The following is an 11,636-nucleotide window of genomic DNA, read 5'->3' on the forward strand; positions in this document are numbered from 1 at the left end:
GGCTACCGCAAGCGCACGCTGTTCAAGATGCACTTCGCCGAGGCGGTGTACATCAGCGAGCTGCGCACCGGCGTCGCCGGGCATTTCTCCTACCGCCACGTCGCCTGGCAGATGTACGAGGCCGTGGCCAGGCGCTATCCCGCCCTGGCCAAGTACTTCCGCGTCACCGACGTCCGCGAGCCCGTGGATCTGCTGAAAAGGTAGTCGCCAGTCGGCGGTCGTCAGTCGGCAGCAAGAGACCATCGAATTGTCAAAGAACCATGTGGCGTGGCCGCCCTCGGCCGCGTTTCTTACCGAAGGAGGACTCGCGATGCTCGACCGAAGAGCGTTTCTATTTGCTACCGCGGCGGCGGGAGCCACACTGGCCACGGCGCCCGTCTGGGGCGAGCAGTGCCCGGTCGCGCCCGAGCTGCCTGCACCTGATCTTTACGAGAAGAACGAGGAAGCCTACTGGCGCGAGCTGCGCAAGCAGTTCCTGATCCCGGCGGACGAGATCTACCTGAACAACGGCACGGTGGGCTCCTCGCCGATGCCGGTCATCCAGGCGGTGCTGGATGGCTACCACGCCACCGAGGCTATGGCGCAAGAGGACCCCGAGGACTATCCGATCTGGGGCTACGGGCCATTCAACGAATTCCGCGACCCGCTGGCGGCCTTCGTCGGCGCCAAGCGCGACGAGCTCGCGCTGGTCCGCAACGCCACCGAGGCCAACAATTTCATGATTCACGGACTGGACATGAAGCCCGGCGACGAAGTGCTGATCAGCAACGAGGAACATCCCAGCGGCGAGGAGCCCTGGAAGCTGAAAGCCAAGCGCTACGGCGTCGTGGTGAAGAAGTTCGAGCTCCCCAAGCCGGTGAACTCGGCGGCCGATGTGCTGAATCGCATCGCCGACGCCATCACGCCGCGCACGCGGGTGATCTTCGTCAGCCACATCACGACCGTCACCGGCGTTGTGCTGCCGGTCAAGGAGATCTGTGCCCTGGCGCGCGCCAAGGGGTTGGTCTCCATGATCGACGGCGCCCATGTTCCAGGGATGATGCGCTTGAACATCGGCGAGCTGGGCTGCGACATGTACAGCTCCAGCCCGCATAAGTGGCTGCAGGCGCCCAAGGGCAGCGGCTTCCTCTACGTGCGCGAGGCGATGCAGGAGCGGCTGTGGAGCACGGTCACCACCGCCGGTTGGGACGAGCCCGCGCTAAAGGCGGAGCGCTTCCAGCGCATCGGGTCGTCCAACGTACCGTCGCTTTGGGGCTTCCGGGCTGCCATCGAACTGGCGCAGAAGATCGGCATGGACCGGATCGAGCGGCGCCACCGCGCCCTCGCCGACTATGTCGTCGCGCAGATGAAGCGGCGGCCGGTGGAATCCTGGACCTCGTCCGACCCCACGCTGCGCTGCGCCATCACCACGTTCAATCTCGCGCCCATCCAGATCACGGAGCTGGAAAATGCAATGTGGAAGCACCATCGCATCCGCATCCGCGGCGGAGCTCCCTCGAAGATCCGCATCTCGACGCCCTACTATCTGCAGAAGGCCGAGATCGACCGCTTTCTGGATCGCCTCGACGACTTCAGGCGCAGTCACGCCTGAGGGGGAGCAGGCTTTCAGCTCACGCGATCCTTTGGATTTGGCCTGCGCCACCCGAGGCGCACGCGCTACGGTCGATTTCGAGGTTTGCGCCGGGAATTCGCATTAGAATCTGATTCGCTCGCACACCATGCCACACATCCCCGATCCACTCTTGCTGCAGCTGTTCGCCATCTTCGTCTGGGCGAAGGTGTTCGCCGAGGGATTCGAGCGGGTGGGGCTGCCGGCAGTGCTGGGGGAGATCCTGGCCGGCGTGGTACTCGGTCCCTACGCGACGCACCTGATCGAGCCCAGCCCGACGGTGCTGTCCATCGCCGAGATCGGGGCCATCTTCCTGCTGTTCACGGTGGGACTGGAAACCAGCCCGAAGGAGCTGATCCGGGTGGGACGGGTCTCGTTGCTGGTGGCGCTGGCGGGGATCGTGGCGCCGTTCGTTTTCGGCTTCGCATACATCCGCTACGTGCATGGACACCCGGCGCATGAAGCCACCTTCGTGGGGGCGGCCATGGTGGCGACCAGCGTGGGAGTGACGGCGCGGGTCATGGGCGACCTGCGGGTGCTCGGGTCGCGGGTGGCGAAGATCATCCTGGGAGCGGCGGTCTTTGACGACGTTCTGGGGATGATCTTGCTGGCGGTGGTGGCGGGACTGGCCTCAGCCACCGGGATCGCATGGGTTCAGCTGATCGTGCTGGCGGCCGAGGCGGTGGGCTTCGCAGTCTTCATGATCTTCTTCGCGCCGAAGCTGGTGCACCGCATCCGGCCGGGAGTGGAACGGATGTCCACGCGGAACGCTCCCCTGATCCTGGCCCTGGCCATCTGCCTGGGACTCTCGGTGGCGGCGGAGCGGATCGGGATGGCGGCCATCATCGGGGCGTTCTTCGCCGGCCTGGCCTTCGCCGAATACTCGCCGGAATGGAACCTGCAACCGCGGGTGAACGCCATCAATGAATTCCTGGCGCCCTTCTTCTTCTTCACCATGGGTTCGAGGCTGGACCTGGGGGTGTTCACGCCCGGGATCCTGGTGGCATCGGTCATCATCACCGTGCTGGCCATCGCCGCCAAGGTGATCGGCTGCGGGTTGCCGGTGCTGAAAGAAGGCTGGTCGAGCGCGCTCAAGGTCGGCGTGGGGATGACGCCGCGCGGAGAGGTGGCGCTCATCGTTGCCTTGATCGGCCTGCAGATGGACATGATCTCGCAGGCGGTGTACGGGATCGTGATCTTCATGACGGCGGCGACGACTCTGCTGGCCCCGCCCGTACTGCGCTACCTCTTCCGGCGGGACCTGGCCAAGGGCGAGGTCTTGGAAGAAGCCGTCAGCGAGTAGCGGATGCCGAGACACTAGGGAGCGGACGTTCTTTTCGAGTGAGGTCCGGGCCAGCCGCGAGCAAGACCGCCACTCCCGTGACGACACAAATGCCTGACTTGATCCATGGCATCCAGGTCGCGTCAATGGCGTCGAACAGCAGCATGGAGTTGTTCACCGTGCCATGGAAAAGCACCGCAAGCAGCACGCTGCCGCCCGTATTCTGAAAGATCCAGGTGAACACGATGGCCTCGGCGAGAACCGCGGCAGTCCAAGGCAGCAACGGGAGGTCGCTCATCAAGCCATGGGGAAGCAGGATGAGGGGCCAATGCCATACGGAGTGCAGCGTTCCCAGGATCAGGCTGGCATATACAGCACGGTAGCGCGCGAGCAGATGAGGCAGGGCAAAGCCTCGCCAACCAAGTTCCTCGCCCGTGGCGAAGATAAATACCACCCACATCGATGGCAGGATGGGGCGCAGTGCATCCAGGCTGAGACCTTTGTACTTGTGTAGCAGCACGGCCACGGTGGTTGCGATCAAAGCCTGCATGATGGGCAGGCCAATGGCGATCGCATACCACTGCGGACGGACGCGCCAGCGTCCCAGTCGCTGCATGAGTCGCCGGATCCCGCTCTCCCCGTCGGACATGCCGGTGACGATGATGGCGGCCACTGCGGGCGCGAATACGCCTAGGAATGGCACCCAATAATGAAGTCGGGGGACACGGTCGAGTGCGAGACAGGCCCAGAAGCCAGAGAACGCCAGCAGGAAGAAGAGCGGCAAAGGATGGCGCCGGAAGAGTTCTCTCATGGCTCTGCCTTCGACGGGGCGGACGGTGCGCGTATCTTGCGTTCACCGCCGGGCAAACGCAAGGCCATTTCTGAGCGGGATGCTAGAATCGCCGGTTCACGGGAGAATTGGATGGCAGGTCTTCAAGGCCGTGTGGCGCTGGTGACGGGCGCATCGCAGGGGATCGGGCGGGCGTGTGCGCTGGAACTGGCGCGAGCGGGGGCAACGGTGGCGGCGGCCGCCCGCAACGAAGAAAAGATCGCCGGCGTGGTGAAGGAGATCACCGGCGCGGGTGGCGCCGCGGGCGCATTCAAGCTCGACGTGGCCAGTGAGGACGAGGTCAAGGCCGCGGTCAAGGCGGTGGTGGCGCAGTTCGGCAAGCTCGACATCCTGGTCAACAACGCCGGCATCACCCGCGATCAGCTCGCCATGCGCATGAAACGCGCCGACTGGGACGCGGTGCTGACCACCAATCTGACCGGCGCCTTCCTCTGCACGCAGGCGGCGGTGGGACCCATGCTGAAGCAGCGCTGGGGAAGGATCATCAACATCACCAGCGTCTTCGGGCAGATGGGGCAGGCGGGGCAAGCCAACTATGCCGCCTCGAAAGCGGGCCTGATCGGACTGACCATGGCCATGGCGCGCGAGCTGGCGTCGCGCAACATCACGGTGAACGCGGTGGCGCCGGGGTTCATTGAGACCGCGATGACCGAAGGCCTGTCGGCCGAGCTCAAGGCCGAGGCGCTGAAGATGATCCCGCTGGCACGGGTGGGCAGCGGCCTGGATGTGGCCCACGCCGTGCGCTTCCTGGCCTCGGAGGAAGCGGGCTACATCACCGGGCACGTGCTCAACGTGAACGGCGGCATGCTGATGGGGTGAGAAACCCCAACCCCATCGAAGATCGCAGAAGTCAGATCGCAGAAGTATGGCTGAACCTGCAATGAAGCCCGCAATTTCGATCGTGGAGGCCATTGCGCCCCCGCAGATCGAGCAGGCGCGAGCGCTGTTCCTCGAGTATGCGCAGTCGCTGGGGTTCAGTCTTTGCTTCCAGTCGTTCGATAAGGAACTGGCCGGATTGCCGGGAGACTACGCGCCCCCGGAGGGCCGGTTGCTGTTGGCGATGGCAGGCGCCACGGCTGCGGGATGCGTGGCTCTGCACAAGCTGGAAGAGGGCGTCTGCGAGATGAAGCGGCTGTATGTGCGTTCGGAGTTTCGCGGGAGCGGAGCCGGACGCGCGCTGGCGGAGCGCGTCATCGCTGAGGCCCGCGCCCTCGGTTACCGGCGGATGCGCCTGGATACGATCGCCGGCCAGATGGACGCCGCCATCGCCCTCTATCGGCGCCTGGGTTTCCGCGAGATCGCGGCCTACCGCCCGAACCCGGTCCCCGGCGCGCTGTACATGGAATTGACCCTGTAATCCCGCGTTTTCTCCTGTCCTTCCACATCCCGGAACGAGGTTTTCGGCAAGCGAAGATTGTGCTTGCATGGTTCGGGCACTCTGGTTACTATGCCGCCACTCCCCTGGTTGCAATAGCTGCATTTTCCACTATGAACATAGGCGAAACTATCCGGAACTTCCGCCTCAACAAGGGCATGTCGCAGGGCGACATCGAGAAGCGCACGGGGCTTCTGCGCTGTTACCTGTCCCGGGTAGAGAACGGGCACACCATCCCCTCGCTGGACACGCTGGCCAAGATCGCTTCCGCCATGGAGGTCCCGCTGGCCCAGTTCTTCGCCGACGCCGCGCACGACAACGGGCAGCCGGGCAAGCCGGTGCCGCAGCTTTCCGACGACGAAGTGCGCTTCCTGTCGCAGATCCGGCGGTATTCCGCCAGCCTCAACGACAGCGACCGCAAGCTGGTGCTGGCCATGGTGAAGAAGATGGCCGCCAGCACGGCGAAGTAATCAGCCCTCCCACTCCAGAAGTCACTACACTCCAGGGGCACATCTTTGGTCACCGGAGGCGCGTGTTCCGCCGGGAAAGACCTATGCTATATTCCGCCTCAGGAGAGGCCTGCCGCCCCCGCGGGCCCAGGGAATGAGGCGCATCCGTGACAGTTGACGAGGAACTCAACCAGCTCGAAGACTGGGTGAGGCGGCTGAAGATCGAATACGACGTGTACTTCGGCGGCGGCTCGAAGAAGCCCCCGGCGGACCTCGACTGGCGTGTGAATTCGCTCATCAAGAAATACTCCGACAGCCACAAGATGAACTTCGCCCAGCGCTTCCGCTACAACAGCATCACCCAGCGCTACGCGCTGTTCAGCGACCTGTGGCGGCAGAAGATGAAGATCAAGGAAGAGGGCTACCGCCGGCCGTCGGATGCCCTGCTCGGGGTACAGGGGGTACGCACGGCGGAGGAACGCGCCGCCGAACAGGCGCTGGAAGGCGAGCAGCCGCCGGGGGGCGAGGCCAAGCCCTTCAGCACCGCCTGCTCCGACGTGGACGCGGACCACGAGAAGGTCCAGGCGCTGTTCAACGCCATGGTCGAGGCCCGCAAGACCGCCGGCGATGCCGGCGCAGCGGGCGCCAACTTCGACTCCTTCAAGGCCTTCGTCAAGAAGAAGACCGACCAGATCCGCAAAGACTATGGCTGCCACGCGGTGGAGTATTCCGTGGAGCTGGAGGGCGGGCAGGTAAGGCTGAAGGCGAAAGCGAAGACGTAGCGGCCCGCCGTCAGCCATCAGCCATCAGGAAAGCATGATTCCGCGACCCTTCACACCGGTTTCGGCCTTCGCCGTCGTGGTGGCCGGCCTTGCTGCGGTCGTGTTTGGCTGTCTGCCAGGAGGCACCTTCTATTTTCTTGGCCGAAAATCAACGTGGGCAGGGCGGCTAGTTTTCCTGTCCGTCGGCCTATGGTTTATCTACGTCGGAACCCGCTGGATTCTCGCGCACTGAAAAGCATTGGCACCTCCCGCCTTCGCCTATAATCAATGATTCTTTCCACTTCAAACTTTCTGCCGAGGCGAGTGTGGCGAAGATCCGGCGGGCCATCATCAGTGTCACCGACAAGCACGGGATCCAGGAGTTCGCGCGGCGGCTGGCGCGCATGGGAGTGGAGCTGGTCTCGACCGGGGGCACAGCCAAGTTGCTGCGCGAGGGCGGCATCGCGGTCCGGGACATCTCCGAACTGACCGGCTTTCCCGAGATGCTGGATGGGCGGGTGAAGACGCTGCACCCCAAGGTGCACGGCGGCATCCTGCACCTGCGCGACAAGGAGGAGCACCGCAGCGCGGTGGCGGCGCACGGCATCCAGCCCATCGACATGGTGGTGGTCAACCTCTACGCTTTCGAGAAGACCGCGGCCAAGCCGGGCGTCGGGGTCGAGGAGCTGATCGAGAACATCGACATCGGCGGGCCCTCGATGATCCGCTCCGCGGCCAAGAACTTCCGCGACGTGGCGGCGGTGACTTCGCCAGCGGACTACGCGGCGATCGCGGAGGAGATGGAGAAGTCGGGCGGCGAGTTGTCGCTCGCCACCAAGTGGCGGCTGGCGCAGAAGGCCTTCGCCACCACCTCGGCCTACGACGCGGCCATCACCTCAACGCTGGAGCGGATGCGCTGGGAGGACGGCGGGTTCCAGAAGGACGAGGCCGGGTTCCCCCCGGACCTGCGCCTGGCCTACAGCAAGGTGATGGACCTGCGCTACGGCGAGAACCCGCACCAGAAGGCGGCGATGTATTCCGACGGCTCGGGCGCGGGCATCGCCAACGGCCGCCAGCTCCAGGGCAAAGAGCTTTCCTACAACAACATCGTGGACCTGCAGGCGGCGTGGGACCTGGCCGACGAATTCCAGGAGCCATTCTGCGCCATCATCAAGCACACCAATCCCTGCGGCAGCGCCGTCGGCAAGGACCTGATCGAGGCCTTCCAGCGGGCCTTCGAGTGCGACCCGGTCTCGGCATTCGGAGGCGTGATCGCGCTCAACCGTGCGGTGGACGGCGCGACCGCCGAAGCGATCGCCGGGCTGCGCCACAACGGGGTGGCGCTGTTCATCGAGTGTATCGTGGCGCCATCGTTCGAGGAGGCGGCGCGGGCGCGCTTCGCCAAGCGCAAGGACCTGCGGGTGGTCGAGGTCGCCGCGGCCACCATGAAGTGGGTCATCAAGGCGGTGTCCGGTGGAGCGCTGCTGCAGGAGGCCGACCTGCACCGGCTCGATCCCGCGAATCTGAAGGTGGTGACCCAGCGTCGGCCCACCGAGAGCGAGATGCGCGACCTGTTGTTCGCCTGGAAGGTCTGCAAGCACATGAAGTCGAATGCCATCCTGTACGCCAAGGACGGGCGCGGGATCGGGGTGGGCGCGGGACAGATGAGCCGCGTGGACTCCGCCAGGATTGGCGCCATGAAGGCGGCGCTGCCGCTTCAGGGCAGCGTGGTGGGCTCCGACGCCTTCTTTCCCTTTCCCGACGGCGTCGAGGTAGTGGCCCAGGCGGGGGCCACCGCCATCATCCAGCCCGGCGGGTCGGTCCGCGACCAGGAAGTGATCGATGCCGCCAACCGGCTGGGGCTGGCCATGGTGTTTACCGGGGTCAGGCACTTCCGCCACTGATTCCGGCAAGGATCCGCCCCACTGGCGTGGGGCTCACTGCCCGCTACCAGCTGTAGGTCCTCACGCTGATCCCTACGGGATTTCGCTCAGGATGACAATGAAAACGGCAGTAAAATAGAGGGCACCACCCACCAACCGTCCGGCATCCAATGGGTTGGGAAGTGCCGAGGAAAAACCCTCGATGAGAACCAGAACCGTGGCATTGCTGCTGGCTCTGACGGCGAACGTCTGGGCGCAGCAGAACTCCGCACCCAACCAGGACCTGCAGCGCGGGCATCCGCCGGACACGATGGCGCCCGCTTCCGCGCAGCCGAAAGCGCCCTCGCCGAAGACTGAGCCGACGGCGCCGGCCAGGAAGCCGGACAAGGCAGCCGCCTATTATCACTACGCTCTTGCTCATACTTACCAGGAGCTGGTGGCGGTGTACGGGCGGGCGGAGTACGCCAACAAGGCCATCGAAGAATTCCGCCAGGCGATCGAGAACGACCCCGACTCCCAGTTCCTGCGAGTGGGGCTGGCGGAGCTGTATGTGGGCGTGGGCCGGATCCGGGACGCGGTCGAGGAGGTCCAGGAGATCATCCAGCGCGATCCCAACAATCTGGACGCACGCAAATTGCTGGGCCGCATCTACCTGCGTTCGCTGGGCGATATGAGCTCCGGGACCCAGTCCCAGTCCATGCTCAAGCTGGCCATTGAGCAGTTCGAGCAGATCGTGCGCATCCAGCCCGGCAACATCGAAGACCGATTGCTGCTGGGGCGTCTGTACCGGCTGAACAACGATCACGTCAAGGCAGAAGAGGAGTTCAAGACCGCGGTCCGGCTGAAGCCCGATTCGGAAGAAGCGGTGACCACGCTGGCCTACCTCTACAACGAGGAAGGCAATCCGCAGCGGGCGGCCGACGTGCTGGCTTCGGTGCCGGAAGCCTCGCGCACCGCCAAGCTGTACACGGCGCTGGGTTTCACCTACGAGCAGCAGAAGCACTACAAGAAGGCGGTGGAGGCCTATCGCAAGGCGGTCCAGCAGGACCGGGACAACCTGGATGCGATGCGGGGGTTGGCGCAGAACCTGCTGAACGACGGCCAGAGCGATGCCGCCCTGGAGCAGTACAAGCAGATCGCCGACGCCGATCCGCAGGATGCCCAGGCCCTTCTGCGCATGGCCGAAATCCTCCGCCGCAAGGGCAAGTACGACAAGGCCCTGGAGAACCTGAACAAGGCTGAGACCCTGGTCCAGGACTCCCTGGAGGTCCCCTATAACCGGGCGCTGGTGTACGAGGCGCAGGGAAAGTTCGAGGACGCGGCCAAGATCGTCGAGGGCCTGCTGCGGAAGGACGAAAAGGCCGACGGGAGCTATTCACCCGGCGAAGCCAACAACCGCGCCGTCTTCCTCGACCGGCTGGGCGTGATGTACAAGGAGCAGGGCAAGACCCAGACCGCGGTCGAGACCTTCCGCAAGATCCTTCTTCTGGGGCAGGACAACGCCGTCCGCGCCTACCAGCAGATCATCGACACCTATCGCGACGCCAAGATGTGGCCGCAGGCCACCGAAGTGGCGCGCGAGGCGGTCGAGAAGTTCCCTGAGGACCGCGGGCTGAAACTGGTGCTGGCCAGCCAGGAAGCCGATATGGGCAATGCTGACCGGGCGGTGAGCCAGGTCAAGAGCCTGCTGAAGGGCGCGCCCGAGGACCGCGAGGTGTATATCGCCCTCGCCCAGATCCAGAGCCGCCTGAAGCGCTACCAGGACGCGGAGCAATCGATCGCCCAGGCGGAGAAGCTCTCCGCCAAGAACGAGGAGAAGGACTACGCCATCTTCGTCGCCGGATCCATCTACGAGCGGCAGAAGAAGTACGAGCAGGCGGAGGAGGCGTTCAAGAAGGTCCTGGCCGACGATCCCAACAATGCGGTAACGCTGAACTACCTCGGCTACATGCTGGTGGACCGCGGCGTCCGCATCGAAGAAGGGCTGAACCTGGTCAGGAAGGCGGTGGAGATCGACCCGCAGAACGGGGCCTACCTCGACTCGCTGGGCTGGGGCTACTTCAAGCTGGGCAATTACGAGCTCGCGGAAGAGAACCTGCGCAAGGCGGTGGAACGCATCTCCAACGATGCCACTATCCACGACCATCTCGGCGACCTGTACCAGAAGACAGGACGGCTGAAGCTGGCCGCGGCCCACTGGGAGCGGGCGCTCGACGAGTGGAACAAGACAGTGACCGCCGAGGTCGATGCCGGCGACGTGGCCAAGGTGCAGAAGAAGCTGGAAGCGGCGCGCGTCAAGCTGGCGCAGCAGGTCCACAAGTAAGCTGGCAGGAGGCAGGGAGCAGGAGGCAGGTAAGAAGCCTGCAACCTGCGTTCCGCCGCGTGCCTCCTTTACAATCCAGACATGCTGGCCGAGTATGCGGTGCGCGAGGAGCAGTCGCGCGGGCGGCGCTATCCGGAACCGCCGCACCCCTACCGCAATCCGTTCCAGCGCGACCGCGACCGGGTCATCCACTCCCGCGCCTTCCGCCGCCTGGAGGACAAGACCCAGGTCTTCACCCGCCGCTACTCCGACCACTTCCGCAACCGGCTGACCCACACCATCGAGGTCTCGCAGATCTCACGCACCATCGCCGCTCAGTTGATGTTGAACCAGGACCTGACCGAGGCGCTGGCGCTGGTGCACGACATCGGGCATCCGCCCTTCGGCCATGCCGGGGAGAAGGCGCTCGACCACGCCATGAGGACGCACGGGGAATCGTTCGATCACAACCTGCACGCCCTGCGCATCGTGGAGGACTTTGAGCTGCGCTATGCCGAGTTCCGCGGACTGAACCTGAGCTTCGAGGTGCGCGAGGGCATCATCAAGCATTCGCACGCCTACGCCGCCGGCGACTACCCGCAACTGGCCGAGTACCTGCTCGACCTGCGTCCGCCGCTGGAAGCGCAGCTCATCGACCTGACCGACGAGGTCGCCTACAACACCGCCGACCTCGACGACGGTTACGAGGCTCGCCTCCTGACCCTGGAGGGGATCCGCGCCGGCGTGGGCATCTTCGATCGCTGCTACCGCGAAGCGGAGAAGCTCTATCCCGCGGCGCTGGAGAAGTTGAAGTTCAACGAAGCGCTCAAGCGCATGCTGAACCGGATGGTCACCGACCTGATCGAGAACACCGCGGCACAGGTGAGGAAGGCGGGCGTGCGCAGCGTGGACGACGTTCGGAAACACAACGCGCGGCTGGCCGCCTTCAGCCGCCAGGTGGACCTGGAGCGGTCGCAGTCCAAGGCCTTCCTCTATGACCGGCTGTACCTGAGCCCGGCGCTGCAGCCGGAGAAGGACGCCGCAGAGCGCGTGATCACCGAGATGTTCGAGTTCTGGATCTCGCACCCCGAGGCGTTGCCGCCCAGCTACCAGGAAAAAGCCCAC

11 protein-coding genes are annotated in these 11,636 nt (G+C 64.7%); 10 read left to right on the forward strand and 1 reads right to left on the reverse strand.

Annotated features, from left to right (window positions below; translation table 11 throughout):
* The 3 genes from VMS96_11175 to VMS96_11185 form a co-directional block, all read left to right on the forward strand.
* On the forward strand, positions 1-204 hold a 204-nt coding region (locus VMS96_11175), incomplete at its 5' end, for a hypothetical protein (GenBank protein ID HVP43986.1).
* A gap of 106 nt (positions 205-310) precedes the next feature.
* Positions 311-1,591 carry an aminotransferase class V-fold PLP-dependent enzyme gene (locus VMS96_11180; GenBank protein ID HVP43987.1) on the forward strand — a complete coding sequence of 427 codons (1,281 nt, stop codon included), beginning with the start codon at positions 311-313 and terminating at the stop codon, positions 1,589-1,591.
* Positions 1,592-1,718: 127 nt separating this feature from the next.
* Positions 1,719-2,912, forward strand: coding sequence for a cation:proton antiporter (locus VMS96_11185; protein HVP43988.1), 1,194 nt, complete (start codon positions 1,719-1,721; stop codon positions 2,910-2,912).
* Here the strand turns inward: VMS96_11185 and VMS96_11190 are convergent.
* On the reverse strand, positions 2,902-3,702 hold the full coding sequence (locus VMS96_11190) for a CPBP family intramembrane glutamic endopeptidase (protein HVP43989.1): 801 nt from the start codon (positions 3,700-3,702) through the stop codon (positions 2,902-2,904). The two genes, VMS96_11185 and VMS96_11190, sit on opposite strands and share 11 nt — an antisense overlap.
* Positions 3,703-3,813: 111 nt before the next feature.
* Here VMS96_11190 and fabG point away from each other — a divergent pair, with 111 nt between their 5' ends.
* The 7 genes from fabG to dgt form a co-directional block, all read left to right on the forward strand.
* Entirely contained in the window at positions 3,814-4,560 is a 747-nt protein-coding gene (gene fabG / locus VMS96_11195) for a 3-oxoacyl-[acyl-carrier-protein] reductase (GenBank protein ID HVP43990.1), read from the forward strand.
* A 61-nt stretch (positions 4,561-4,621) separates the two neighbouring features.
* Complete coding sequence (locus VMS96_11200) at positions 4,622-5,098, forward strand: GNAT family N-acetyltransferase (GenBank protein ID HVP43991.1); 477 nt, start codon at positions 4,622-4,624, stop codon at positions 5,096-5,098.
* Positions 5,099-5,229: 131 nt separating this feature from the next.
* Positions 5,230-5,586, forward strand: coding sequence for a helix-turn-helix transcriptional regulator (locus tag VMS96_11205; protein ID HVP43992.1), 357 nt, complete (start codon positions 5,230-5,232; stop codon positions 5,584-5,586).
* A 146-nt stretch (positions 5,587-5,732) separates the two neighbouring features.
* Positions 5,733-6,347, forward strand: a complete 615-nt coding sequence (locus VMS96_11210) for an MXAN_5187 C-terminal domain-containing protein (GenBank protein ID HVP43993.1) — start codon at positions 5,733-5,735, stop codon at positions 6,345-6,347.
* A gap of 305 nt (positions 6,348-6,652) precedes the next feature.
* On the forward strand, positions 6,653-8,230 hold the full coding sequence (gene purH, locus VMS96_11215; GenBank protein HVP43994.1) for a bifunctional phosphoribosylaminoimidazolecarboxamide formyltransferase/IMP cyclohydrolase: 1,578 nt from the start codon (positions 6,653-6,655) through the stop codon (positions 8,228-8,230).
* Between the two features lie 181 nt (positions 8,231-8,411).
* Positions 8,412-10,532 carry a tetratricopeptide repeat protein gene (locus VMS96_11220; protein ID HVP43995.1) on the forward strand — a complete coding sequence of 707 codons (2,121 nt, stop codon included), beginning with the start codon at positions 8,412-8,414 and terminating at the stop codon, positions 10,530-10,532.
* Positions 10,533-10,613: 81 nt separating this feature from the next.
* Positions 10,614-11,636 (forward strand): dNTP triphosphohydrolase (gene dgt, locus VMS96_11225; protein ID HVP43996.1); only part of this gene is annotated, 1,023 nt, incomplete at its 3' end.

The organism is Terriglobales bacterium (assembly GCA_035543055.1).
Taxonomy (GTDB): Bacteria; Acidobacteriota; Terriglobia; order Terriglobales; family Acidobacteriaceae; genus JAIQFD01.

What these genes read in the sequence shown, in the direction of transcription:
- VMS96_11180 (HVP43987.1), top strand. Translation starts at nt 311, where the DNA reads ATGCTCGACCGAAGAGCGTTTCTATTTGCTACCGCGGCGGCGGGAGCC.
- VMS96_11185 (HVP43988.1), top strand. Translation starts at nt 1,719, where the DNA reads ATGCCACACATCCCCGATCCACTCTTGCTGCAGCTGTTCGCCATCTTC.
- VMS96_11190 (HVP43989.1), bottom strand. Translation starts at nt 3,702, where the DNA reads ATGAGAGAACTCTTCCGGCGCCATCCTTTGCCGCTCTTCTTCCTGCTG.
- fabG (HVP43990.1), top strand. Translation starts at nt 3,814, where the DNA reads ATGGCAGGTCTTCAAGGCCGTGTGGCGCTGGTGACGGGCGCATCGCAG.
- VMS96_11200 (HVP43991.1), top strand. Translation starts at nt 4,622, where the DNA reads ATGAAGCCCGCAATTTCGATCGTGGAGGCCATTGCGCCCCCGCAGATC.
- VMS96_11205 (HVP43992.1), top strand. Translation starts at nt 5,230, where the DNA reads ATGAACATAGGCGAAACTATCCGGAACTTCCGCCTCAACAAGGGCATG.
- VMS96_11220 (HVP43995.1), top strand. Translation starts at nt 8,412, where the DNA reads ATGAGAACCAGAACCGTGGCATTGCTGCTGGCTCTGACGGCGAACGTC.